The following is a 26,257-nucleotide window of genomic DNA, read 5'->3' on the forward strand; positions in this document are numbered from 1 at the left end:
TACGATGCAGAAAGAAAAGACAAAAGTTTACACCTACACCAGGGTCTCCACCGCTATGCAGGTGGACGGCTACTCGCTGGATGCGCAGAAGGCCAAAATGAAGGCATATGCCGACTACAATGATTATGAGATTGTCGGTGAATATGAGGACGCGGGAAAGTCCGGCAAGTCTATCGAAGGCCGGGCGCAATTCAGCCAGATGATGGAGGACATCAAATCCGGCAAGGATGGCATGTCCTATGTTCTGGTGTTCAAATTGTCCCGCTTCGGCAGAAACGCGGCGGACGTGCTCTCTTCCCTTCAGGTTATGCAGGATTTTGGCGTCAATCTGGTTTGTGTGGAAGATGGCATTGATTCTTCCAAGGACGTGGGTAAATTGATGATCTCCGTCCTGTCTGCCGTGGCGGAGATTGAACGCGAAAATATCCGTGTCCAAACCATGGAGGGCCGCATCCAAAAGGCAAGAGAGGGTCGCTGGAATGGCGGCTTTGCCCCCTATGGGTATCGGCTGGTGGATGGAAAACTGATGATCAACGAGGAAGAAGCAGAGGCGATCCGTGTCATCTATGACCAGTATGTTCACACGGACATTGGCGCAAACGGCATCGCAAAGTATCTGGAAAACCATGGTATCCGCAAGATTCCTCGGCAGAATGGGAAAAATCCCCTGTTTGACGCACACCTGATCCGACTGATTCTGAAAAATCCGGTGTACTGCGGCAAGATTGCCTATGGACGCCGTAAAACGGAAAAAGTGCGCGGTACAAGGAACGAGTATAAGCTGGTGGAACAGGACAATTACTTGTTGGCAGAAGGATTGCATGAGCCCATTGTTTCGGAAGAAGTCTGGCAGGCGGCGCAGGTGAAGCTGCTGGCACAGGCCAAGAAATATGAACACGTCAACCGCGGGAAAGATGAACACGTACATCTGCTCTCCGGCATTGTAAAGTGTCCTGTCTGCGGAGCCGGAATGTATGGGAATAAAAGCATCAAGCACAAAGCGGACGGCACTAAGTACAAGGACTTTTATTATTACGGCTGTAAGCATCGCTCCATGATTCGTGGGCATAAGTGCGATTACAAAAAGCAGATCCGGGAAGAATTGCTGGACGATGCCGTGGCGGAAGTCATTGTAAAGCTGGTGAGCAATCCGAAGTTTGCTGCCATGATGCAGGAAAAGATCAACATGAAAGTGGATACCGCCGCCATTGACCAGGAGATTGCCAATTACGAGAAGCAGCTGCGCCAGCATTATTCCGTCAAGGCGAAGCTGGCGGAGGAGATTGATTCTCTCGACCCGGACGACCGGCACTATGTCCGGCGCAAGGCAGACCTTGGTGATCGGCTCTACAAGATGTATGATAAGATTGAAGATACGGAATCTCTGCTGATCGCAGCCAGAGCCAAAAAGCAGGCCATTGAAGCGGAAAAGCTGACCGGCGACAATATCTATAAAGTGCTGATTTATTTTGAAAAACTGTACGGCGTGATGAATGAGGCGGAGCGGCGGCAGTTGATCGAGGCGTTGATCTCTGAAATTCAGGTTTACCCGGAACGCCAAGCCAATGGACAGTGGTTAAAATCCATCAAATTCAAGCTGCCGATCATCGAGGAAGACTTGAGTATCAGTTTGGACAACGAAGAACAAGTCGAGACTGTGTGCCTCCTAAGCAGCCGAAAACCAGATGCGAGAGTAAAGATCGATGTGGATCTGGAAGATTTCTACCGTATCAAGGACGAACAGAAGAAAAATAAAGCCTCAGAATAAGATAAAACACCGAACTTAAAGCGAAGAGCTGCTGATGCAAACAAGCATTAGCGGCTCTTTTCGCATCAAGGGAGGTGGTGCCTATGATCTGACTCACGTGATGACGGAAGGCAAGAGACAATCAACGACAATCGCAAAATGGAGGAAATCATAATGGCAAAGAAAAGAAGTATCAAGGTATATGGTCAGAGCGGCTACAAGTATCAGGAAACGCCCACAATCATGCTGAAGGGTATGTGGCTGAAACTTGCGGCGGCTGTGGCGCTTCTCCGTCATGGAAAAGTTCATAAGACAGCAAGTTATGCACATTACGCACAGTGCTGACTGTTACGGAATCCCTCTCACACCTATATCTTTTTTGAATATCACAAACAAGATAGATTTAGAGATAGCAGAATGATATAATCTGAATATACATATTTCCTTATATTTCGTCAAATTCCGTTCAGAATTATACTATCAATAGAGTTAAAAAGCCCCATTTTCTCCCACTCTACCGTTGGTAGGTGTTCATTTTTATGCCGGATTTATATAATTTACCGCAAGCAGGAGGGCTGAATGATGAATCAAATTAAGATTGGAGCTTTTATTTCCGAACGCCGGAAAGCAAAAGGCTGGACGCAAAGCCAGTTAGCAGAAAAACTGGAAATAACCGATAAGGCTGTTTCAAAATGGGAAACAGGACGGTCTATGCCGGATTTGTCTTTGTTTATGCCTTTATGCACTCTTTTAGACGTTACTTTGAATGAACTATTTGCGGGCGAGTGCATTGCAGAAGAAAAATTGAAAGAAAAAGCAGATGAGGTACTTATGGACGTGATTACAAATTGGTTAGGACATGATAAATGGGAATCAAAAGAAAGTGATATAACCCCCGAAAATGTTTTGGAAGTTGAAAATGTTTCCAAACTCTATGAAACAGAAAATAATTCTGTATTAGCTGTAAATGACGTGAGTTTTCAGATACCGCACGGAAGTTTTGTTGGAATTATGGGGGCTTCCGGTTCTGGAAAAACAACATTGCTTAATTTAATAGCCACAATAGACAAGCCCACAAATGGGACGATACGAATAAGCGGACAGAATATAGTGGATATACCAGACGAAGCCACCGCAGAATTTCGCCGCAGACATTTAGGCTTTGTTTTCCAAGAATACAATTTACTTGAAACTTTGACTATCTATGAAAATATTGCACTTGCATTGACAATTAAAGAGGTTTCCAAAGAAAGCATTCGTCCAACAATTCAAAGTTTGTCTGAAAAGCTGGATATATCAGCAATATTAGATAAATTTCCATATGAGGTATCGGGAGGGCAGCGGCAACGCTGCGCCTGCGCCCGTGCTATTGTGGTAAATCCAGATATTATACTTGCGGACGAGCCTACCGGGGCATTAGATTCCCATGCTGCCAGACAGCTTTTAGACACTCTTGCTATGCTTTGTAGAGAGTACGGCGCAACCATATTGATGGTGACACATGATGTCATGGCAGCCAGCTATTGTGACAGGATTTTGTTTATGAAAGACGGCGAAATAAAAGCTGGCTTAAACCGGGAACAGGAAAACAAACAGACCTTTTTCGCAGACATTTTGAAGAAAATAGAATTGATAGAGGGAGAAAGCTATGATGTACTTGAAGTTGTCAATCCGTAATGCCAAGCGGTCTTTTATAAATTATCTTTTATATGTTGTTACCGTGACCGTGCTTTTGGCGATTATAGAAGTATCTAATTGTATAACCATTATAGGAGAATCAGCTGGTTTTCAAGTGATTTCTCTGCCATTGCTGATAGCAGCCATTCAGATAGTTTTAGTTGGATATATAGACTTTTTTCTGCTAAAGCAGCGGGCAAAAGAGTTTGCAAGTTATTTATTATTGGGTATGGGAAAAAAGAGATTAACCCGGCTGTTCCTATGCGAAGTCCTGTTGATTGGCTTTTGCTGCTATATAGCAGGAACAACAATAGGTTTTTCCATATATGGATTTTGGTATTTCCGTGAGCCATTGCACGAAATGAAACATTGCGGATTCCTTTATGGAAAAAGTATGTTATATACGTTTCTGTTTTTTTGCTTTATTGAAACCGTGTGTTCTTTTCGATTGAAGCAACGCTTAGACAAGCTGCAAATAAGGGAGCTGATGTATGAAAGAAACCGCAATCAAGGCGTAAAAAATATAGGGAACTATAAAAAATGGGGCATTATTTTCTTTTTGTGTTTTGTGTGCTTCATTGGTTGCGTTTGTAGCATTGTTTTTTTGCCGGAAGTTTATATTGTTTATCCCGTATCTGTTACAGCAATCCCTTTGCTAATATCTGTTTTTGCTTTTTACAAATGGGTGTTTGGCTATTTATATGCGTATAGGCGAATGAAATCCGTTAAGATATATCAAAAAGACAGGCTATATATTACGGCAAATGTTACATCAAATCTCAAAACGGCTGCTATGGTTAATGCTGTTTTTTGCATATGCTTTTTGTTTTCCGGGGCTTCTTTTGTAACTGGAATACTGATACTGCAGCCGGAATTTCAGCTTTTTGATACGGCTATGCGCCAGTGGATGGGAACTTCACAAATAAGTATCTGTATTGTTTTTTTGGTTATTTATTTTTCGATACTATCTTTGCAGCAGATTATAGAAATTAGGCAAAATTCAAAAAGCAATCAGATAATGCGCTGTATGGGGAAAAGTGATAAGCAGATAGTAAGACTTGTGAATCAGCAGATAGCAATTAAATTATCCTCTCCAATGATAATGGCTTTATTGATTATTTTATTCTGCATATTGTTACTGAATGGAAAAATGAACTTAATATTGCCGGCTTCTTTGAATAATATTCTGCTCAAATTAACTGGTGAGTTTGGGGCGTGTATTTCAGTTTTTTATATTTGCTATTTTGGAATTGTAAGTGCTATGAGCAAACGGTATATATATTCCTCTAATTGAAAGCCGTCAAAACAATCGAAGCAACTAACAACAGTAGGTAATCAAAGGGCGATAGCCTAAAGTGTTGTTGCCCTTTGAATTATAAATGCAACCGTAAACCATGCACCGCTCCATGTGGTAAATTTATTGAAGATGAAAATTTAATTGAATATGCGTTTTCGGCAGATCTTGGAACATTTCTGGATGTGGACTATAAAAGAAGAATTTTATCAGAATCGTTGTCTGTAAATGAAAGCAAGATATTTGTGCGTGGCAATGAATTGGAATTCGGTTCCTTTCAATCGATAGAAGCCTTTATGGTGAATGCTTTTGAACAAAACGAAGATGGAGCCAAAGCTCTTGCAAAGAGTAACCTGAATGATGAGGAATTGTTCTTAATGAATGGATTCAAAAATATGTCAGCAGCCATTATTCTCTTTCTGATTTTGGTACTGCCGGAAAAAGTGGTGTCCGTAAAAATGAGGATTATATGAAAAATTATTTTGTAGACCGTTATGGCGCAATTAAAGATATCAACTTTACGCCGATTTTCGAGGAATTAATATTCCGTGGAAAAGAGGTGTAATGTATTATTTCAATCGGCATTGTGTTGTCCGCAGGGTAACAGTTTCCTTGCATTTACAAAAAAATAATGAAAAAATTACCAGAATGATCAAATGAATGAAAAAAATGTCGTTTGGTGCAAATGGGGTTGAAATTATGACCGGAATAAAGATAATAAGAAGTGTCATTGATTTCACAGAACAGCTACACAAAAGTTCACTACTTAATACAGAATGGAGGAATTTAATGAAGATATGGATGTGGTGGTTTAAAAGGCTATGAGGTGTAGGTAATCCATCTGTTGAGTGAAGTACAGGTTAATGTTTACGGAAAACTTTAGCATTTGGCAATGTTTCTGTTTTTTGAAAAGGAGAAAATCGGATGAAAAGGCAGCTATGTTTGATATTGATTGTTATTTTTTCTATGTCTATATTTGGGTGTGGAAATTCAGGACAGGATTCTGGAAGTAAAATATCAGATGTTCAAAATGAAGTGGGTTCTGAAACAGAAGAACCTTATGTAGAAAACGATATACCTGATGAGAAAATTACTTTTCCAGCGAGTTACGAGAATACCATGGAAAATGTTGATTTTAAGATGGATGTTATTGTTGGTGCTGATTTAGGAGAGAAATTTCCAATTACCGCGAAAGCAAGAATGTTGAAAGTAAATGAGGAGCGGGCATTTCAATCATTATTCAGCGGTAATGATGATTACGAAGTATACAGTTATGAAGAAAAAAACGAATATGGGGAAAAGGTAGATACGGCAACTTATGTCACTCCAGAGGAAATAACGTTATCTTATGGTCCGCTTTCCAGTCAGATGTCATATATGCAAAGAGATTTAATGTCATATATACGCAGCTCTTTTGTACTTGATCCGGCAGATGAGCGATATAATGCAGGTTTGTATTCTACAGAGGAACAATTGTCGTTTATGACGCGTGAGGAGGCTTTTCAGATAATTGATAACGCATTAACAGAAGTGAATATTAAATTTGAGCATGTTTATACGGGATATGCGTTAGATTACAATTGTATGCAGTCACAGGAATATCACGAAGATATGGACGGAAATCTTGACCAGGCAAACTATAAAAACGGGTGGTCTGTCTCAGATGAAGGCTATTATTTTTGTGTCAATCAGATATACAGAGAATTGCCGCTTTATCATGTGTATTGTGAGATATTTTCAGATGTAGCAGATGTAAATGCTCCGGTACAGGCATTTATATCAAAAGATGGAATAGAGTATTTGAACATTGAAAAAGTATTTGAAATTACCGATGAAGGAATGGCAGTCGCTTTAGCTCCTATGGATGTGATTGCTGAAACGGTTGCTCATAAGTATAACCAAATACTCGGAAGCTCAACATATGAAATGACAGAAGCAGAATTATGCTATTATGTTGATTTATCTTCAGGAACAGGCGTATATGATGTAAAGCCTGTCTGGATCGTGAAGGGGATCGAAAAAAGTGAACAGCATGAGGAGGATATTCAGGTCATTATAGATGCGCAGACAGCGAAGGAGATTATACCTTGAGAAAGTTTTGCAATTATTTAAAAACAGACTTAAAGAGGTCTGTATGCTCAATGAAGTTTCTAATATCAATTGCATTAATGATATGCGTACTGCTGTTTTCAACACTGGAAGGCATTGCTTTGGACACAAATGTATTATATGTTTTTTCTATTGTTATGTACGGGATGCCGGCAATGATGATATTGGTATGCGGAGCCATTGCATTTGCAGATAGTTTTTGTGAGGATATAGAACACAAATACGTTATTCAGCAGGTGATTCGAGGGGATATTGAACGGTATGTTTCTGCTCGGATACTCAGCATTTTTTTCGTGACGATGCTTTCTGTTACATTTGGTATGTTTTTATTTGCAAGTATACTGCATTTTAAATTAGCATGGGTGGATGTATCCGGTTTGCAGTATGATCATATCATTCATGCCGGGGGATTAAGATTTTTTTTAATACATAAATGGTATTCCCTGTATTATTTTTGTTATGGAATTCAGCATAGTATATTGGCGGGAATTTTAGCTTTATGGGCAGCCTATTTCTCCATGTTCATCTCAAATCGTATGCTTGTGTTATCGGCACCAATGATTCAATATTATTTTATGGATTATATTCTGTCAGCGCTTTCCTCTGGAAAGCTGAGTTTGGCTGCGATTTTTTCACCTTCGAATAATATTTTTTTAAATGATTTTTTGTCTGTATTACTGGTAGTTATGATAGCAGTTATGAATTTGATTTTGCTTAGAAAACTTTTAATTAGGAAATTGAGGAGAAAAATCTGTGAATAAAATAAAATATGTATGGGAGGATTTTATAAATAATTTTTTGAGCAGGAGGCTGCTTGCTTTCTGCGTTTTTCAATTTTATATTTTGCACTATTATATCCATTCAGTGAAACAATTTTCTGTTGTGGCAGATTACCCTGCTTCACCTTGGATACTGCCTTTTGCCGGACAAAATGTATATTTTTTATTTGTATATGGTATTTCTGTCATTTACTTTTACTCTAACATACCGTTTATGCAGCGGAACGAAATGTATGTGCTGATAAGGCAGGGAAGAAAGAGATGGATACATATTAAAATATTAAGAATTTGGTTATCTGCTGTTTTGCTTTCAGTTATTGAATTGATTTTAAGTATATTGCCATTGTTTCCATGTCTGGAATGGTCTGCAGAATGGGGCAAATTATACAATTCGCTCGCCATGACAAATGCAGGCTTGGAATATAATGTTAAATTATCTTTTTCCTATGAATTAATCAGCGAGCATAATCCTCTCATAACAATGTTAATATTTGGGACAATCCTTTGTATATCTACTGGATTGATTGGGATGATTATGCTTGCTGTGAGTATTTGCATGAATAGAACAGGCGCTGTGCTTATAGGAACTTTTTTTTCGATTTTGCCGGTTGTATTTGCTAATCTGCATTTATACCAGCAATGGATTAGTTTTATTTCCCCATTTTCATGGTTAAATCTACTCTTATTATACGGAAAAGTATGTAAAAATGCACCATCTTTTTTCATGGTAATTATTATGACAGTAATTTTATCATTTGTTTTAAGCTATATTTCTTTAAAAAGAATATATCTAAAAGATTTAAATTGGATAGATGAGGAGTGATTTTATGCAGGATAAAAATATAAAAGTAAAAGATGTATGCAAATGTTTTGGTAAAACACAGGTGTTAAATCATGTTAATATGGAATGCAATCAAGGAGAGATTACAGGGATTATAGGAAGAAATGGTGCAGGGAAAACAGTTTTATTTAAAATAATATGTGGTTTGCTGTCTTTGGATTCAGGTGAGATTGTAATAAACGGCACAAAACGGGAAAAACAGGCAGATGTTCTTCCTTCTGTTGGAATTATTATTGAAGAACCAGCTTTTTTAAAAAATTATTCTGGAATAAAGAATTTGGAATATTTATATATGATAAATAATAAAAATAGCAGGCCTTATTTAGAAGGTATTATGGATAAAGTAGGACTTGATCCGAAATCAAAAAAACATGTGGGAAAATATTCTATGGGGATGCGCCAAAGGTTGGCTATAGCACAATCAATTATGGAAGAACCTGATTTTTTAGTTTTGGATGAGCCGTTTAATGGACTTGATAATCATGGCGTAGATGAAATGAGAGAATTATTTCTTGAACTGAAAAAAAGCGGAAAAATAATTTTAATTGCCAGTCATAATTCAGAAGATATAAATATCCTTTGTGATCATGTTTATAGAATGGAGTCAGGGAATTTAGAAGCTGTACGCTGAGATTTATGCTCTTTTCAAAGAGTGCTTTTGAAAGTGTGTTTGAAAAAACAGTCATCAGAGGTTATAATGATGAGGGAGTGGAGGAGCCTTTGAAGATAACTTTTGTGTATAAAACTGGTATCCGCTCTAATATTAATGGAAAGGATTTTAAGCCAAAGCGTAAAAACGCTGCGGCTGTACATAATGACGCAGAATTGTGTTCCTATACGAGTGACGAGACTGAAAAATTGTGTTTACATAGTAGCTCCGACACATGTCGAGTGCGTAGTCTTGATGTCAAAAGTACAGAAGTAAATACCGAAAAAGGCTTGAAAACAAGGTGTTTCCGAGAGTTGGGAGTGCGTTTCTCATCTACTCTTACGGCGATACGTTGTACAGAAACTTGCGGATTTCTTTGCTGAGAATTATCATGATCTGAAAGAATTTAACTGCCGTGGTCTTTATCGAATGAAATAATTTTACGAACTTTATAAGTATAACGAAAAAGTGTCACCGGTGGTGACACAATCTAAATAATCGGAGGTGGCTTAGTTGGCAAAGAAGAAAAATGAAATAAGCATTCGTTCAAGTGCAGCAGAGTATCTTACCTATGTTGCTTCTGTTGGAGAACAGGAAGATAGCATTGAAATGCGCTATGAAGATGAAAATATATGGCTGACACAGAAAATGATGGCTACGCTTTATGATGTGGATGTGCGTACAATTAGTGACCACATCAAAAAGGTGTATTCAGATAGCGAGTTGGAAGAATCGGCAACTATCCGAAAATTTCGGATAGTTCAAACCGAGGGTTCTCGCCAGGTTCAACGAGAAGTGAACCATTATAACTTGCAGATGATTATTTCGGTGGGTTTCAAGGTAAATAATGAACGTGCCGTGCAGTTTCGCAAGTGGGCAAACGGTATCGTAAAGGATTACACCATCAAAGGCTGGGTTATGGATGACGAGCGTCTGAAGCGAGGTACTTATCTAACCGACAAGTATTTTGATGAACAGTTAGAACGCATTAGGGAAATCCGTGCAAGCGAGAGAAAATTCTATCAGAAAATCACAGATATTTATGCTACTGCCATAGATTATGACAAAACCTCTGCCACAACGAAAAGGTTCTATGCAACAGTCCAGAACAAAATGCACTTTGCAGTACACGGTCACACGGCTGCTGAATTGATTGTAGAGCGAGCTGACCACCAAAAGGAGCATATGGGGCTTACCACCTGGGCAGATGCTCCGGACGGCAAGATTAAGAAAAGTGATGTAACGATTGCGAAGAATTATCTCAGCGAAAATGAGTTACATCAGCTTAACCGTATGGTAACGGCATATTTGGATTTTGCTGAAAACATGACGTTAAGGCATATTCCCCTTACGATGGAGGATTGGGAAAAGAGACTCAACAGCTTTATTGAAATGTTTGATTATGGCATTTTGCAGGATGCCGGAAAGGTTTCTGCTGAAATAGCCAAGCTTCATGCCGAAACGGAGTTTGAGAAATATCGTATCATTCAAGATAGATTGTTCATGTCAGATTTTGATAAGTATCTGCTTGAGTTGGAAGAAAAAGCGAAGAAGCAAGTGGAAAATTAGAATTTTAGGAGATAAAGATAACTATGATACTTGAAACTGAACGGTTATATCTGCGTGAGATGGAGCAAACTGATTTTGAAGCTCTGTGTAGAATTTTGCAAGACGAAGACACAATGTACGCATATGAGGGTGCATTTAATAACGATGAAGTCCATGAATGGCTTGATAGACAAATTGCACGCTATCAAAAATGGGGCTTTGGATTATGGGCTGTTGTCTTGAAAGAAACCGATGAAATGATTGGACAATGTGGGCTTACTATGCAGCCCTGGAAAGAAAATGAGGTTCTTGAAATAGGATATCTTTTTGAGCGGTCATACTGGTATAATGGATATGCCATTGAGTCGGCAAAAGCCTGTAAAAAATACGCATTTGAAACATTAGACGCAACGGAAGTCTGTTCAATTATTAGAGATACGAATGTAGCCTCTCAAAATGTAGCCATAAGAAATGGAATGGTAATAAAAGATACATGGATGAAACATTACAGAGGGATAGATATGCCGCATTATCGTTATGTGGTTTATAGATAAACCTGAGATTTAACGAGGTATATTTCAGTTTTACAGACATATTCCCGCAAATGGTAAAACGGTGAAATAGGCAGATGACATATTACCGTAATCGGGAAAATGTCAAAGAAATTCAGCATATCCAGACGAGCCATACAGAATGTGTGGTGGCAATGCAGAGGAAACATATCTAGAAATCCTTTATTTTAGGCAATTTTATAAGCATTTTGTGTTCGTGGAAGATGAAGAGGGGAATCGGAAAAAGAGGATTAAGAAATATTTTGAGGTTTCGGTAGTGGTTGATGTGGGGGGACAAAAGATTTATTATAATGATTTTAACGTATAGAGATTAGTGATAGTTTCCACGATTTTGCTGAGGTTAGCAAAATTGTGGAGGCAGGTGTGCATTTATCAGTAGTATCAGTTTCTGATGAGCGTGGGATTTTGTTCATATAAATAGGGAACATTTTCAAGTGGTATATTTTGAAATATTCCCTATTGAACTTTTGTATTCAGTTTGTCTTATAAAATCTTGGAAATAAAAAGGAGTGTGAAGTGGCTTTCCGACAAGGAAGCCTTTTTGCTGTGTGGAAGTAGTGACAGATAGTTTAGAAAAGGTTATAATTGAAAAAACTTTTGAGAAGAATCTTGGGTTAAGAAATGAAAGTTGGGGATAAAGTTGGGAATAAAAAAGGATTAAATTCAAGAAGGCAAAGAATTATTACTGAAATGAGAGATAATCCTAATATTGCTACCAGCGAATTACATCAAATACTGGGGATTAGTGAAACGGCAGTAGAAAATAATCTTACATTCCTGAAAGAGAATGGATATGTAGAAAAAATTGGTTCTAAAAAGACCGGTTATTGGAAAGTGCTTGATGAAGCGTACAAGCATGGAACAATTGATACAGCACAGAAAATTTGTATAAGAAGAGAAAAGAAAGTGAGAAAAATACCTGTAGAACCTAGATGAGAAAATAAGTATTTATCAGGAGATTTCCTGAATAAATGGAAAGCCTATGAAGATTATCTGATGACGCTGGAATTAAAGGAATAAGAAGACTATGAAACTCCTCTGGAAACTTTGCTTTTTCCGGCGGTGTAAATGTGTTATACTGGTTGGCAATTCAGATCATAGATTGTTCAGAGACAGGAGTGGAAAATGGAAGTACTGAGGCCGGGGGATAAAATAGGGAGAGCAGCTTTTCCGATTTTTTTATATTGGATTCTTTCCATGGCGTTTCCAATGCTGCTTACGGCTGTTTCGGGCGTGGGTTTTTTGGAGCCGGGAAGGAAGATGTGGTTTCTGACAGCGGAGAATTTTTTAATGCTGCCGGTATTCTGGCTGTTATACCGGAGGGATCGGAATGCGTATAAGCGGGGAGACGAGGGAAAAGGGAATGACTTAGGAGGCAGGAGCTTGCGGGGCTGGAAAGATCTTGTCCTGGCGGCTGTTGGGGCGGTCTGCATTTCCAGGGGAGTGAATTATTTTCTGGCTCTGACGTTTCTGCCGCAGGTTTTTCCGGGCTACCGGGCGGTGTCGGAGGGGATTCCCCAGTGTGGTCTTTTATCTAGGATGGCGGCTGTGGTTGTGAGTGCGCCTCTTCTGGAGGAGGTGCTGATGCGGGGCCTTGTCTATGGCAGGCTGAAGGAAGCGCTGGGAGAGCCCCGGAAGGCGATGGTGATCAGCGGACTGATTTTCGGGATGTTTCACGGAAATGTGGTGCAGGGGATCTATGCCTTTGCTGTGGGGCTGTTTTTTGCCCAGGTTTATGAGGCTGGCAAAACGCTTTTCCTGCCGGTGCTGGCCCATATGGCGGTAAATGCTGTTTCTTTGCTGGAAGCGCAGACTGGCTGGATGCAGGGGCTGGGGAGGCTTCCGGTGGCTTACAATCTGGTGACGGCTGCATTTTTGGCGGCTGGAATGCTCTGCTGGAGATATTTTGCGCGGAAATAGGGCTGTGGGGAAAACGGATTTATTTCAGAAAGCTCCGAATCAGCTTCCCGTACAATCCCCGGTAGGGCTGATATCGCATGGGAAGATCCAGCCAGGTTTTTTTGTCTACAATGCTCTTATAGTGGGAGAAGGTGTCAAAGCCGTCCCTGCCGTGGTAGGATCCCATGCCGCTTTCGCCGAAGCCTCCAAAGCCCATCTCGCTGGTGGCAAGATGGATGATGGTGTCGTTGATGCAGCCGCCGCCGAAGCCGCAGCGTGAGGTGACTTTTCTGGCCGCGCTTTTGTCAGAGGTAAAGAGGTACAGGGCCAGGGGGCTGGCTTTGGAATTGACGGTCTGTATGGCTTCCTCCAAAGAATTGCAGGTAAGAACGGGCAGAACCGGGCCGAAGATCTCCTCCTGCATACAGGCGTCCTCCCAGGTAATATCATTTAAAATGGTGGGCTCGATTCGGAGAGTTTTCGGATCAAAGCTTCCGCCGTGAATTACTTTTGAGGGGTCAATCAGTCCGCACACACGCTGAAAATGCTTCTCATTGATGATTTTTCCATAGTGTGCGTTGGCAAGGGGCTCATGGCCGTACTGCTTTTGAATCTGTTTTTTCAGCTCTGCGATAAGGGGTTCGCGGACAGCAGCATCGCATAAAAGGTAGTCGGGGGCCACGCAGGTCTGTCCGCAGTTTAAAAATTTTCCGAAAACAATGCGTTTTGCCGCCAGCTTGAGGTTGGCGGTTTTTTCTACGATACAGGGGCTTTTGCCTCCAAGCTCTAAGGTGACAGGGGTGAGATGCTCGGAAGCTTTTCTCATTACCTGGCGGCCGACGGCCTGGCTTCCTGTGAAGAAAATGTAGTCGAAATGCTCATTTAGCAGGCAGGTGTTTTCCGCCCGGCCTCCGGTAACTGTCGCCGCAAGGGAGGGATCGAAGCATTCCTCTATAAGGGAGCGGATGACCTCGCTGGTGTGAGGAGAGTAGGCGCTGGGCTTTAAAATTACAGTATTTCCGGCAGCCAGGGCATCTGTCAAGGGCTCCATGGTCAGTAGAAAGGGATAGTTCCAAGGGCTCATAATAAGGACTACGCCATAGGGGGAGGGCTTTTTGAAGCTTCGGGAGTGGAATTGGGCCAAGGGTGTGTGAACTCGTTTTTCCCGGGCGAAGGAGCGGAGATGGCGCTCCATATAGGTGATTTCGCTTAAGGTCAGGCCGGTTTCACACATGTAGCTTTCGAAGCTGCTTTTTCCAAGATCCGCCTGGATAGCCTGGTGAATCTGTTCCTCCCGGCGTTTGACGGCGCTTTTCAGCTTTTTCAGAGCTTCCAGACGGGCGGTCAAAGGAAGAGTGGCGCCGGATAAAAAGTATTCGCGCTGACGGTTTACAAGCTGTCTGATTTCTGTATCGTTCATAGAGGTATCCTCCTTTATGCGGTTTCTCCAATAGGCTTTCAAATCTTGGTATGCTTCCAGGTTCAGGAATCCCTGCAGGCAGGCTCCATAAGGCTTCGGTAGAATACCTCCAGCTCCTCGGCGTTCATCAGAACAGGCACCGGATAGAGAGGATTGGCTTCCTTGTCTGCATAGTGGGAGAGCTTGGGAATGTCCTCCTCCCGGATCTCCGGAATGGTGTTTCCGATGCCAAACCGCTGCTTCATATCCCGGATGGCCTGGATAAAGGCTTCTGCCGCCTCTTTGTGAGGTGTATTTTCGTCTGCAAGCTGTGCTTCTATGGCAAGCTTATGAAGCTTCCTGTAAACAGCCGGGCCGTAATGCTCTAGAACCGTGGGAAGGAGTACCGCATTGGCAAGGCCGTGGGGGACGTTGTATTCGCCGCCTAAAGAGTGGGCTACGGCATGGACATAGCCTACATAGGATTTGGTAAAAGCGCAGCCGGCATAAAAGGAGGCCTTCAGCATATTTTTCCGTGCCTCGATATTCTGGCCGTCCCGATAGGCGGTATCCAGATTTTCAAAAATCAACCGGACAGCTTTTTTGGCGTCCCGCCGGGTATCCGACAGGGTGGAGCGGCCGATGTAAGCTTCCACTGCGTGAGTAAGGGCATCCAGGCCCGTAGTGGCCGTGATAAAGGGCGGCAGGCTTAAAGTTACCTTCGGGTCAAGCACAGCATACCGGGGGATCAGCGGAAAATCATTGATGGCGTATTTATGCCGGGTCTGGGCGTCCGTAATCACGGCGGCCAGGGTGGTTTCGCTTCCGGTTCCGGCTGTGGTGGGAACGGCGATGAGTAGAGGAAGACGCTTATGTACCTTTAAAATGCCTTTCATTTTTGCCAGGGACTGCCTGGGCTTCACGGCACGGGCGCCTACGGCTTTGGCGCAGTCCATGCTGGAGCCGCCCCCGAAGCCGATGATGGCATCGCAGGCATTTTCCTGGTAAAGCTCAAGGGCTTCGTACACGTTATCTGTGGTGGGATTGGCACAGGTTTTGGCGTAGATACAGTAGAACATGCCGGCTGTTTTCAGGGCGTGCTCCAGCCGGGCGGTGAGCTTGAGCTTCTGGATGCCTGGGTCGGTGATGATGAGGACGCGGCTGCATTTATGTTTCTCTATGATTTCGGGAAGGGCCTTGACGCTGCCTGCCAGCTTGGGCTTCCGGTAGGGAAGAACGGGCAGAGCGATTTTAAAAACAGTCTGGAAGGCCCGGCAGTAGATTTTTCTGGCTTGATTCATAGTTCCATCCTTTCTGAGGGTAAATAGGGAGATGCCGGATTTCTTGGCCGGCATCGGCATTGTGGTAATTTTGTTCAATTACTACAGAGTCAGCCTTTCGGAGTATGTTTCCTCCACGGTCCTTGGCTCTGTGATTGCATTGTGTGTCCTGGTTTTTGGGGCAGGAGGTGTGATTTATGGCATGACGAATATTGCCAAGGAAAAGAGTTTGAGATCCTGGAGCTTTCGAAGAGCGCAATGCAGACAGCTGCCTCATTATTGCGACAGCCCCTCAAAATTTAAATACATTTAAAAAGCTGCTGCACTGAAAAAATGCAGCAGCTTTTATTTATAATTGAAGCGTTCCCAGGATCTGCTGCCCTTTCTGGGCCGTGCTCTTCTTCTGCAGCATCATAGTAATACTCTGTAAGGTCTGCTGGTGCTTTAGCTCCATCAGTGTCTTTGCAATATCAGTATCTCCCATACGGCTCATAGATGCTGTCATATTCTCAGAGGCATATCCGTTATAATCAATTGCATATTCCAGCTTATTATATTGCGCCCCTAAAGTACTGCGGTCTCCGGTAACCTGTTCCAGTGCCTTATCAATCGCACCGATATCAAAACCTTTTGTAACATCAAAATCCGCAAGGCCAAGTGCCTGTATCGTAGAATTGATGGAATCATTGATACTGATCTCGCTCCCGTAAGCATCGCCGACCAGATTGATGCCGTTTGTCTGGCTGCCGTCCAATAACTGGATACCATTGAAGTTTGTCTGGCTGGCCACACGGTCTATCTCTTGTTTGACCTGTTCGATTTCCTGTTGAATCGACGCGCGGTTAGAGGGATTCAGAATACTGTTGGCAGCACGAAGAGCCAGTTCACGCATTCTCTGCAGAGAATCTGTTATACTTCCCATCGCAGAATCCGAAGTCTTCAGAAGACTGACTCCGTCGTCAAGATTTTTTGTACCTGTGTTAATACCTGTAATCTGGGCCTTTTCGTTTTCGGTAATCGCCAGTTCAGCGGCGCCGTTAGCTGCAGATGTTAATCTGTTTCCGCTTGCAATCTGGCCATATAAGTAAGGGGATGTAGTGCTGATTCCAGAAATACCGTTCATATTTGATACCTCCCTTGATGAGCTGGCAGTCCGCAGCGGAAATATGCATAAGAATTTCCTGTATGGACTACTAGAATCAAAAATTCTTTATATAATATTATATCGTAAAATTTTAAAAAAAGATTACTGACATTTTGATAAATACACAGTTTTTTAGTGATTTTTTATTTTTATGACACTGCCGGAAGGTTTGCGGGCAATGTCTCGACGAATTTCTTCTCTTGTGGTATACTTGAAAGACATGCCGAAGCGACTTTGCCCTTCATGCATCTGCGGCTGGAAATTGATTTAAGCTGAGGTGTACTGAGAGGGATATTACGGAACTCTAATACAAGGAGACATTTTCATGGGCGGACAGGAAGCGGGAAAAGTGAAAAAATATATGAACGTGGGCCTTCTGGCCCACGTAGATGCAGGCAAAACGACTCTTGCGGAAGCTATACTCTACCAAAGCGGCAGCATCCGGCGTCTGGGCCGTGTAGCTCATGGGACGGCTGCCCTGGATACTCATGAGCTGGAACGGTCAAGGGGGATCACCATTTTTTCCAAACAGGCCCGGATGACCTTGAAAGATTTGGAGGTTACACTTCTTGATACACCGGGACATGTGGATTTTTCTGCGGAGATGGAGCGGACTTTGCAGGTTCTCGACTGTGCGGTGCTGATTATCAGCGGTGCCGACGGGGTACAGGGGCATGTCCGAACCTTATGGAGGCTTCTTGAACGTTACCAGGTTCCAGTAGTTCTCTTTGTCAATAAAATGGATCAGCCTGGGACAGACCGGGAGAAGCTGCTGCAGGAATTAAAGGAAAAGCTGGACGAGAGGTGTGTGGATTTTTCTTCAGACAGGAAGGAGGACGCGCTGTGGGAGGATCTGGCTGTGTGTAGAGAGAGCCTTCTGGACGCTTATCTGGAACAGGGAAGCCTTACGGACGGGCAGATTAGGGAGCAGATTGGGGAGAGAGCGGTATTTCCCTGCTATTTCGGCTCGGCTCTTCGCCTGGAGGGTGTGGACGAGCTGCTTGCAGGTCTGGCATGTTTTGGCCCGGTGCCGGCATATCCGCCGGAATTTGGGGCCAGAGTGTATAAGATCAGCCGTGATGCACAGGGAAACCGGCTGACACATTTGAAGCTTACCGGTGGAAGCCTGAAGGTTAAGACTCTTTTGAAGGGAACACGGGAGGGAGAGAGCTGGGAGGAAAAGGCAGATCAGATCCGGCTGTACTCCGGAGAGAGCTTCCAGGCAGTTTCGGAAGCTTCGGCTGGAATGATCTGTGCGCTGACAGGTCTCACACAGACAAGGGCCGGGGACGGCCTGGGCTTTGAGAGCCGGGCGTCTGATCCTCTCTTAGAGCCGGTTCTGACCTATCAGCTTCTCCTTTCTCCCGACTGTGACGTTCACGGGATGCTTGCAAAGCTCCGAAGGCTGGAGGAGGAGCTTCCAGAGCTTCATGTGGTATGGAAGGATGCCCTGGGAGAGATTCATGTACAGGTGATGGGGGCAGTTCAGCTTGAGATTTTAAAGAGTCTGATTTGGGAGCGCTTTGGGGAGGCTGTGGAATTCGGCCCAGGCAGCATTATATATAAGGAGACTATTGCTTCTTCGGTGGAGGGCGTGGGCCACTTTGAACCCTTACGCCACTATGCGGAGGTACACCTTCTTATGGAACCGGGTGAGCCGGGAAGCGGCGTGGTTCTGGATACGAATTGCAGTGAGGATGTGCTGGATCGGAACTGGCAGCGTCTGATTCTGACGCACCTGGCGGAGCGGAAGCATCTGGGGGTTCTGACAGGATCAGAGCTTACGGATGTGAAAATCACACTGGCGTCAGGAAAGGCCCATCTAAAGCACACAGAGGGCGGCGACTTCCGCCAGGCAACCTACCGGGCAGTCCGCCAGGGGCTATGCCAGGCAGAGAGTGTGCTTCTGGAGCCTTTCTATGAATTCCGTCTGGAGCTTCCCCCAGATAAGGTGGGAAGGGCTATGGCGGATATCCAGAAAATGTCGGGAACCTTTTCGGAGCCGGAGCAGGAGGGCAGAACAAAAGACGGACAGATGGCAGAGACGGCTGTTCTCACAGGCAGGGCTCCCGTATCGGCTATGGGGGACTACCAAGGGGAGGTTTACGCCTATACCAGAGGGCTGGGACGCCTGTTCTGCGCTCCGGGAGGCTACGGCCCTTGTCACAATGCTTCGGAAGTGATTGCTGCTTCGGGCTACGATCCGGAGCAGGATGTGGAAAATCCTACCGGTTCGGTTTTCTGCACCCACGGAGCGGGCTTTTATGTTCCCTGGAACCAGGTGCCGGACTATATGCATCTGGAGAGCGTGCGAAAGGCGGCGGAGCGTCCCAGGGGCGGACAGGCATTTGCCAGACAGAGCGCGGCTTCCCGGGATTTTGCGGATCCGAAGGAGCTGGAGGAAATCTTTGTGCGCACCTACGGGCCGATCCGCAGAGACCGCCAGGGGGTAGGCCGGGTGGAGAGAAGCTTTTGCAAAGAGGCAGAGCCCCGGCCGGTGGGAAAATCTGTGCCGAAGAAGCCGGAAAAGGAATATCTTCTGGTGGATGGATACAACATTATCTTTTCCTGGGAGGATCTGAAGGAGCTGGCGGCGGTGAATCTGGAGGCGGCCAGGGGGAAGCTGATGGACATTCTCTGCAACCTCCAGGGTTACCGGAAAAATACGGTGATTCTGGTCTTTGACGCTTACCGGGTGGAGGGAAGCAAGGGCTCCATTTCCCGGTATCACAATATCCATGTGGTTTATACCAAGGAAGCGGAGACGGCGGATCAGTATATTGAAAAGACAGTCCATGAGCTTGGGCGGCAGTATGAGGTGACGGTGGCTACCTCGGATGCTCTGGAGCAGGTGATTATCATGGGCCAGGGGGCGAAGCGGATGTCAGCCCAGGGGCTTCTTTTGGAGGTGCAGAATGTAAATGCTGAGATCCGGGACAGCTTTCTTTCCCAGTATTCCGGGAATAAGCAGTATTTGCTGGAAAATCTGCCAAAAGAGCTTGCAAAGTTTATGGAGGAGATACGGCTTGGGAAGAAAAATTTTGAGGACGGGCCGCCGGGGTAGTATGGAGCGCGGATAGATGCCCTTCAGTCTATAGTGAGCGCTTTGAACTGCCCACAGGAATGGGCGGATATGAAGAAAGGATTAAAACAAGGAGAGTTTACATAATATGAACAAGAAAGAAATATCAGAGATCAAAAAGCAGTTTACCCCAGAGCACTGTGCCCTTACGCGGATGTGCGGCTGCTATGTGGACGGGGAGAAGAATAAGAAAACGGAAATGCAGGAGGCTTTTTTGTCACTGCCGGAGGAAGAAGCTTTTAAGTATTTTGAGATTTTCAGGAAGGCCCTGTCGGGAACGGTTGGGAAAAATCTTCTCAATCTGGAATTTCCGCTGGATACGGAGATGTCCGGAGGAACACAGGAATTTTTGATGAAGCTGAAAAACAGCCGTCTGACGGAGGAGGCTCTTGTGGAGGCGTTCTATGACCGGATTATCGAGACTTTTCCTTATGGGGAGAATTATCTGATTTTACTGGTTCACGGGGCTTACGATATTCCGGGGCGTTCTTCGGACAATGCGGAGATGTTTGATGCCTCCGATGAGGTTTATGAATACCTGCTTTGTACCATTTGCCCGGTAAAGCTGTCCAAGGCAGGCTTAAGCTATGACGCAGACGGCAACCGCTTCGGGGCCAGGACCAGGGACTGGCTGGTGGAGCTTCCCATGGCCGGATTTCTTTTCCCTGCGTTCCAGGATCGGAGTACGGATCTCCACAGCATGCTTTACTATTCCAAGAATCCGGAGGAGCTGAATGAGATCTTTGCAGAGAGTATGTTCGGCTGCCCGGTACCTATGTCCGCCGGAGGGCAGAAGGAGACTTTTAATGCGATCATTGAGGAAACTTTAGGCGAGGCTTGTGACTACGAGGTGGTGCGCAATATTCACGAAAAGCTCCACGAGCTGGTGGAAGAGCGCAAGGACGAGCCGGAGCCGGTGACGCTGGATAAGAGGGAAGTGAAGCAGATTCTGGCGGCCAGCGGCGTGGAGGCTGAGAAGCTGGAGGAGCTGGAGGAGCGCTATGAGGTGACGGCCGGGGAGCGGACGGAGTTTTTGGCCTCCAATGTGATGAATGCCCGGAAGTTTGAGATTAAGACGCCGGATATTGTGATTCAGGTGAACCCGGAACGGGCGGATCTGGTGGAGACCCGGATGATTGACGGGCGGCAGTGCCTGGTGATCGGGGTGGATGAGCATGTGGAAGTAAATGGGATCGTAGTAAGAACAAGCACGGAAAAGAGAGGGTATTATGCAGGAGCAGCTGACGAAGAGTGATGTGGCAAAGATCGAGGCGGAAATTGAGCACCGCAAGCTGGTGGTACGAAAGGAGGCCATTGAAGCCGTAAAGGAGGCGCGTGCTCACGGCGACTTGAGTGAGAATTTTGAGTATTACGCAGCCAAGCGTGACAAGAACCGGAATGAGAGCCGGATCCGCTATCTGGAGCGGATGCTGCGGACGGCTAAGATTGTGTCGGATGAATCGGGGGCCGACGAGGTAGGGCTTAACAATCTGGTGGAGCTGTATTTTGAGGAGGATGACGAGACAGAGCAGGTGAAGCTGGTAACGTCTATCCGGGGCAATTCTCTGGACGGGCGTATCAGTATCGAGTCACCTCTGGGAAAGGCTATCCAAGGGCGCAGGGTCGGTGACCGGGTTCATGTGCAGGTGAATGAAGGGTACGGGTACGAGGTAGTGATTAAGTCCATCGACAAGTCCGGGGATGATGCGGACGGGATTCGAGGGTTTTAGAAAAGGTTGTAGTGAAGGATATTACGGAACTGGAATAGGAGGATGAAAAAATGAAGGTTTTATTGATTAACGGAAGTCCCCATGCAAAAGGCAATACTTATCTTGCCCTTCGGGAGATGGAGCAGGTATTTGCAGCGCAAGGAGTGGAGACAGAGCTGATTCATGTGGGAAACAAGGATATCCGGGGGTGCATTGCCTGCAAATCCTGCCGGGAAAAGGGAGTATGTGTTTTCAAGGATCTGGTGAATGAGGCTGCACCTAAGTTCGAGGCCTGCGACGGCCTGGTGGTGGGAACCCCGGTGTACTATGCTTCTGCAAATGCAACGCTTATCGCATTCCTGGATCGGCTGTTCTACAGCACGGGCTTTGACAAGACCATGAAGGTTGGAGCCAGCGTTGTTGCGGCAAGACGGGGCGGCTTATCGGCAACCTTTGATGAGCTCAACAAGTATTTTACTATTTCCGGGATGCCGGTTGCTTCCAGCCAGTATTGGAACAGCGTTCATGGAAGAACCCAGGGAGAGGCCTCCCAGGATGGGGAGGGCCTGCAGACGATGCGCACTTTGGCAAGGAATATGAGTTTTCTGATGAAGAGCATTGCACTTGGGAAGGAAGCGTACGGGCTGCCGGAGAAAGAGGCGTCAGAGATGACGAGCTTTATCCGGTGATGAGGTGAAATGGCAGGACAGATATAACATAAATTGATTAGAGGCAGTCGAGAAATAAGGCAAAAGACTTTTAAAATATCCAGTGTACGTGAATTGTCCGAACACAGGATATGGAAAAAGTCTTTTGCCTTATTTCCCGATTGCCCTTTAGATTTGTGGATATGTCGAGATAACAATTAATTAAACAGGTTCCCAATCGCCAATCCATTTATTTTGAGTGGCGTTGTAGAGGCGGCGATACCATTGTCCGTTTATCATTTTAAATTTCCATTCAAGTTTATCGGCTTTGGGAGAGAGCTGGCTAGTAGGTTCTGTGATGTGAAGGTTTGGGGTTTTAGCAACACAGGGAAATGTGGATCCAGCTAAAACATAGGAAAAAACACCTGCTAAAATCATTTTCTTCAAGAGTTTCATAAATCTAAATCTTCCTTAAGTTGTATTTGCTCATCGAATATGTGATCTGTTGTGAAACAATATTCGTTCGTATGGATATTGATAAGATCATAGGTACCATCTTCATTTGGACGGTAGTAAAAATCGGAAGAATCCATTATGCTGGGATCATCAAGGGTATAGATTGGCTCTAAAATAATAGAGTAGGATAAAACAAACAGTAAAACCATTCCAGCCAAAAGTATATGATTGAGATGGATGATTTTTGATGATTGTCTGGTGTCTATGGTTCTCTTGATTCGTGCACTCAAATCAGAAGAAGCAAAGGAGATACCGACAGAATTAGCTTTTGACGGTTCTGACTGTTGGTGCAGTATTTTCAGCAGGCAGTTTGAGTAGTTAATTTTTTGTAGGCTGTTTAATGAAGAGCACACCATTTCATCCGCATTGAATTCGTATAGCTTTGGCAGCTGCTTGTTCAGAAGCGGTACCAATGGATTCCAAAAATACAGTGAGGCCAATATTTCCATCAGAAACTGAAACAGCAGATGACCCTTATAGTAGTGGTAGAGTTCATGCATGAAAACATATTCCCATTCCTTTTCATCCAGATGCATATCTGGTATAACAATCACAGGAGACAGGATACCGGCTATAAATGGACTGGAAATATGAGATGCCGTAAGAAGCTGGCATGGTTTGGAATGGCGGAAACGGGCATTACAGTTTTCTAATGCGTGAACGGCATAGGAATCTGTTGTTTTTGGAAGCAGATGAAGTGCATCCATGCTCTTTTTTCGCTTGCAGAGACTATAGAATAGTTTACATAAAAATCCGCTCATCCATAATAGCAGCAAAACACATTTATACGATACATCAAAATGAAGAAAATGAAGATAGTTATTGTTTAGATTGGAATGTAAGCCATGCCATAGGTTTTCAATATATATGGAATGGGTAAAGGAAAATTCAAGAGGCATAAACAAACGTATCACAGTCATAACACATAAAAAGGATATAGTGTACAGTTTCATACGTTTATCAGAGATACCGATGCGGATCAAAAGAACAGCAGCACATATGAAAATACTGCTGGCAATTGTGGTATTGATTAACGTAGATAAAGAAAAATTCACAGATTATCCGCCCCCTTTTTTATAAGTTCCTGTTTCTTTTTCTTCAAAAGCGATTCCAACTCATCAATTTCCTGCAGCGCTTTCTCTCTATCATGCTCCTGTCCAAGAAAAGCTGCCATAAAGTGAGAGCAGGTAAAATTGTCGTTATGGAGCTGCTTCATGCTGTCCATATATTTCTGAGTCTCAAACTCTTCTTGCGACATAGACGGCAGATATGCCCTAGATAAGACGGTTCCGCTGTAAACAATCTGATCGACCCGGATAAATTCCCGTTTCAGCAACTTTTTGAGTGTGGCCTGTACTGTGTTTATGGACAGTGCGTCTCCGCGTTCTACAATATTGGAAGCAGTTAAAGGAGTTTCGGAAGCCCATAAAACCTTCAAGATTTCGTATTCCTTGTTTGTCAATGCATATTTTTTTCCTGTTTTTTGCATAACTGTCAAATCACCTCGTTTCTAAAATTAAAGATAGTATATTTTTTGAACAGTGTCAATAAAAATGTTGCGTTCTAAGAAATAATATGTTAAAGTGATACTGTAAAAAAAATATAGAAACAATAAAAATTATAAATAATAAAATGGATAACTAAAAAATTTTACAAGTTAAGGTATGTTTGTGCGGGCAGAGTAAAGTATGATATGAAAAGAAGCGGTAAAAGGATAATTATATGGCTAAAAACTACATGAAGTTATTGCATATTTTGGGGTCAATCCTATTTCCATTTTTTGTTATAGGTATGTTTTTTTCCTGTCTGGTTATAGTTGATGCAAAAACAACATCTTCAGAACAGACCGCTGAGGAAGCTCTGGAACAAGAGAGGCAGGCTGTTTACAATAAACGAATTGATTCTAATTCTACTGAAGACTGGCCGCAAGGGCCGAAGATTTATGCTGAATCAGCAGTTGTTATGGAGGCATCTACTGGAACTATTCTTTATAATAAAGATATGGATATGGTAAATTATCCAGCCAGTATTACCAAGATTATGACAGCGCTTATTGCATTGGAACATTGTTCTTTGGATGAGACAATAACTTATTCCTATTATGCTACACATTCTATTGAGGCTGGAAGCAGTACCATAGGGACTACGGAGGGAGAAGAACTTACAGTAGAAGAGTCCCTTTATGCCCTTCTTTTGGAATCTGCTAACGAATGCGGCAATGGATTGGCCGAACATACGGCCGGTTCCATAGACGCTTTTGTCATAATGATGAATGAAAAAGCTTTAGAGCTTGGCTGCGTAAATACGCATTTTGTTAATCCTCATGGACTTCCGGACGAGGAGCATTATACTTCAGCTTATGATATGGCATTAATTACACAGGCGGCTCTTCAATATGAGGATTTTATTCGGATTTCCGGAACGGAGCGATATCAGATAGCAGCAACCAACAAGGATAATGAAATTACTTATATGAAAAATCATCACAAAATGATCGCTTCATACAATGGAGATGAACGCTTTTTGGATGATACGGTAATTGCCGGAAAAACAGGTTATACTTCTGCTGCGAAGAATACCTTAGTTACCGTTGCAAGACGGGGAGGCATGACTTTTATTGTTGTTACTATGCATACAATTCCAACAGCAGAAACCGGAATTCCCATATATACGGATACAGCGCTGCTTCTGGATTATGCATCTGAAAATTTTAAAAAAGTGAATGTGGCAGCAAATGAGAGAAATTTTTTATTATCAAAAGGGGATGGCTTTCCTGGGGGGGATTTTATATTTGAACAAAGTATGCCATCGTTCCATATAAATGCAGATGATAGTATTATTCTTCCTAATGAAGCGGATTTCAAGGATGCTTCTCTTGAACTTGTTTTTGCAGATGATAGTCAGGGGTCTGATACGGCTGCATTCATATTTTATACTTATAAGGATCATCCGGTTGGTTCTGCTGCTATTGAACAAGAAGAAAGAGTAAAAAAAGATTCTGCTTTTGATGATAAGGATATTTTAATAGAAGAGAGTGATATAACTGCATCAGACCAAACTATTACCCCCAAAAAATTTATTATCGTTAATATACGATTCATTTATTTTAGTATAATTATCATAGTGGTTATTTTTATATTTTATAAATTCATTCGTTGTGCAATAGATAAATATAAATGCTCCATTAAATATTTATATAGGAGGCAGAGACATAAACGGGGGCGTAAACGAAAGCATTTTATTAGTGGTCGAAAACATTATTATAAAAAATGTGAAAGACAGAGTTTTGATGATATAGACCTTTAAAATAACTGTCCCATATAAGCCGTATTTTGGATAAAGTAAAATGATTCTAAGATTTTCCA

25 protein-coding genes are annotated in these 26,257 nt (G+C 43.4%); 19 read left to right on the forward strand and 6 right to left on the reverse strand.

The window, feature by feature from the left end:
* Positions 1-4: 4 nt before the first annotated feature.
* The 13 genes from VV089_RS00975 (at position 5) to VV089_RS01040 (ending at position 13,136) form a co-directional block, all read left to right on the forward strand.
* A complete protein-coding gene (locus VV089_RS00975; RefSeq protein ID WP_334334600.1) occupies positions 5-1,768 on the forward strand; it encodes a recombinase family protein in 1,764 nt (587 codons plus the stop codon).
* 153 nt (positions 1,769-1,921) lie between these two features.
* The gene (locus VV089_RS00980; RefSeq protein WP_172541384.1) at positions 1,922-2,092 is read left to right on the forward strand and encodes a hypothetical protein; all 171 of its coding nucleotides are present in this window, start codon (positions 1,922-1,924) and stop codon (positions 2,090-2,092) included.
* Between the two features lie 234 nt (positions 2,093-2,326).
* Entirely contained in the window at positions 2,327-3,424 is a 1,098-nt protein-coding gene (locus VV089_RS00985; protein ID WP_172541481.1) for an ATP-binding cassette domain-containing protein, read from the forward strand.
* A complete protein-coding gene (locus VV089_RS00990) occupies positions 3,396-4,718 on the forward strand; it encodes an ABC transporter permease (protein ID WP_334334604.1) in 1,323 nt (440 codons plus the stop codon). The genes VV089_RS00985 and VV089_RS00990 overlap by 29 nt, the downstream gene beginning before the upstream one ends.
* A gap of 74 nt (positions 4,719-4,792) precedes the next feature.
* Positions 4,793-5,191: a hypothetical protein gene (locus VV089_RS00995; protein ID WP_334334606.1), complete on the forward strand. Its 399-nt coding sequence runs from the start codon at positions 4,793-4,795 to the stop codon at positions 5,189-5,191.
* A 451-nt stretch (positions 5,192-5,642) separates the two neighbouring features.
* Positions 5,643-6,809, forward strand: a complete 1,167-nt coding sequence (locus VV089_RS01000) for a hypothetical protein (RefSeq protein WP_334334607.1) — start codon at positions 5,643-5,645, stop codon at positions 6,807-6,809.
* Entirely contained in the window at positions 6,806-7,588 is a 783-nt protein-coding gene (locus tag VV089_RS01005; protein WP_172541479.1) for a hypothetical protein, read from the forward strand. The genes VV089_RS01000 and VV089_RS01005 overlap by 4 nt, the downstream gene beginning before the upstream one ends.
* Complete coding sequence (locus tag VV089_RS01010; protein ID WP_172541478.1) at positions 7,581-8,429, forward strand: hypothetical protein; 849 nt, start codon at positions 7,581-7,583, stop codon at positions 8,427-8,429. Before VV089_RS01005 ends, VV089_RS01010 begins: the two co-directional genes overlap by 8 nt.
* A gap of 4 nt (positions 8,430-8,433) precedes the next feature.
* Complete coding sequence (locus VV089_RS01015) at positions 8,434-9,078, forward strand: ABC transporter ATP-binding protein (protein WP_172541477.1); 645 nt, start codon at positions 8,434-8,436, stop codon at positions 9,076-9,078.
* 531 nt (positions 9,079-9,609) lie between these two features.
* Positions 9,610-10,665 (forward strand): virulence RhuM family protein, encoded by a 1,056-nt coding sequence (locus VV089_RS01020; protein ID WP_334334609.1) that lies wholly within the window; start codon positions 9,610-9,612, stop codon positions 10,663-10,665.
* A 23-nt stretch (positions 10,666-10,688) separates the two neighbouring features.
* The gene (locus VV089_RS01025; protein WP_172541473.1) at positions 10,689-11,198 is read left to right on the forward strand and encodes a GNAT family N-acetyltransferase; all 510 of its coding nucleotides are present in this window, start codon (positions 10,689-10,691) and stop codon (positions 11,196-11,198) included.
* A 639-nt stretch (positions 11,199-11,837) separates the two neighbouring features.
* On the forward strand, positions 11,838-12,152 hold the full coding sequence (locus tag VV089_RS01035) for a winged helix-turn-helix transcriptional regulator (RefSeq protein WP_172541472.1): 315 nt from the start codon (positions 11,838-11,840) through the stop codon (positions 12,150-12,152).
* A 189-nt stretch (positions 12,153-12,341) separates the two neighbouring features.
* Positions 12,342-13,136, forward strand: a complete 795-nt coding sequence (locus VV089_RS01040; RefSeq protein ID WP_334334615.1) for a CPBP family intramembrane glutamic endopeptidase — start codon at positions 12,342-12,344, stop codon at positions 13,134-13,136.
* A gap of 19 nt (positions 13,137-13,155) precedes the next feature.
* Here the strand turns inward: VV089_RS01040 and VV089_RS01045 are convergent, their stop codons facing one another.
* The gene (locus tag VV089_RS01045; protein WP_334334616.1) at positions 13,156-14,535 is read right to left on the reverse strand and encodes an aldehyde dehydrogenase; all 1,380 of its coding nucleotides are present in this window, start codon (positions 14,533-14,535) and stop codon (positions 13,156-13,158) included.
* A gap of 62 nt (positions 14,536-14,597) precedes the next feature.
* Positions 14,598-15,815: an iron-containing alcohol dehydrogenase gene (locus VV089_RS01050; protein ID WP_334334618.1), complete on the reverse strand. Its 1,218-nt coding sequence runs from the start codon at positions 15,813-15,815 to the stop codon at positions 14,598-14,600.
* Between the two features lie 31 nt (positions 15,816-15,846).
* Between VV089_RS01050 and VV089_RS01055 the strand changes: the two genes are divergently transcribed.
* On the forward strand, positions 15,847-16,107 hold the full coding sequence (locus VV089_RS01055) for a hypothetical protein (protein ID WP_334334620.1): 261 nt from the start codon (positions 15,847-15,849) through the stop codon (positions 16,105-16,107).
* Between the two features lie 36 nt (positions 16,108-16,143).
* Here VV089_RS01055 and VV089_RS01060 read toward each other — a convergent pair whose 3' ends face one another.
* Positions 16,144-16,917 (reverse strand): flagellin, encoded by a 774-nt coding sequence (locus VV089_RS01060; protein WP_334334622.1) that lies wholly within the window; start codon positions 16,915-16,917, stop codon positions 16,144-16,146.
* A 346-nt stretch (positions 16,918-17,263) separates the two neighbouring features.
* Between VV089_RS01060 and VV089_RS01065 the strand changes: the two genes are divergently transcribed.
* From VV089_RS01065 to VV089_RS01080, 4 genes are all read left to right on the forward strand, one after another.
* A complete protein-coding gene (locus VV089_RS01065) occupies positions 17,264-20,002 on the forward strand; it encodes a translation factor GTPase family protein (protein WP_334334624.1) in 2,739 nt (912 codons plus the stop codon).
* Between the two features lie 106 nt (positions 20,003-20,108).
* Positions 20,109-21,275: a DUF4317 domain-containing protein gene (locus VV089_RS01070; protein ID WP_172541466.1), complete on the forward strand. Its 1,167-nt coding sequence runs from the start codon at positions 20,109-20,111 to the stop codon at positions 21,273-21,275.
* Entirely contained in the window at positions 21,250-21,750 is a 501-nt protein-coding gene (locus VV089_RS01075; protein WP_172541465.1) for a GreA/GreB family elongation factor, read from the forward strand. The genes VV089_RS01070 and VV089_RS01075 overlap by 26 nt, the downstream gene beginning before the upstream one ends.
* A gap of 50 nt (positions 21,751-21,800) precedes the next feature.
* The gene (locus VV089_RS01080; protein WP_334334627.1) at positions 21,801-22,418 is read left to right on the forward strand and encodes a flavodoxin family protein; all 618 of its coding nucleotides are present in this window, start codon (positions 21,801-21,803) and stop codon (positions 22,416-22,418) included.
* A 180-nt stretch (positions 22,419-22,598) separates the two neighbouring features.
* Here VV089_RS01080 and VV089_RS01085 read toward each other — a convergent pair whose 3' ends face one another.
* From VV089_RS01085 to VV089_RS01095, 3 genes are read right to left on the reverse strand one after another with little or no spacing between them, the layout of a single operon-like run.
* Positions 22,599-22,832, reverse strand: a complete 234-nt coding sequence (locus tag VV089_RS01085; RefSeq protein ID WP_172541463.1) for a hypothetical protein — start codon at positions 22,830-22,832, stop codon at positions 22,599-22,601.
* Positions 22,829-23,947, reverse strand: coding sequence for a M56 family metallopeptidase (locus VV089_RS01090; protein WP_172541462.1), 1,119 nt, complete (start codon positions 23,945-23,947; stop codon positions 22,829-22,831). The genes VV089_RS01085 and VV089_RS01090 overlap by 4 nt, the downstream gene beginning before the upstream one ends.
* The gene (locus VV089_RS01095; protein WP_172541461.1) at positions 23,944-24,381 is read right to left on the reverse strand and encodes a BlaI/MecI/CopY family transcriptional regulator; all 438 of its coding nucleotides are present in this window, start codon (positions 24,379-24,381) and stop codon (positions 23,944-23,946) included. The genes VV089_RS01090 and VV089_RS01095 overlap by 4 nt, the downstream gene beginning before the upstream one ends.
* A 233-nt stretch (positions 24,382-24,614) precedes the next feature.
* On the opposite strand from VV089_RS01095, the gene VV089_RS01100 reads away from it, so the two are divergent.
* Complete coding sequence (locus tag VV089_RS01100) at positions 24,615-26,198, forward strand: D-alanyl-D-alanine carboxypeptidase family protein (protein WP_334334630.1); 1,584 nt, start codon at positions 24,615-24,617, stop codon at positions 26,196-26,198.
* Positions 26,199-26,257: the final 59 nt, after the last annotated feature.

Source organism: Candidatus Merdisoma sp. JLR.KK011 (assembly GCF_036941125.1).
GTDB lineage: Bacteria > Bacillota > Clostridia > Lachnospirales > Lachnospiraceae > Laedolimicola.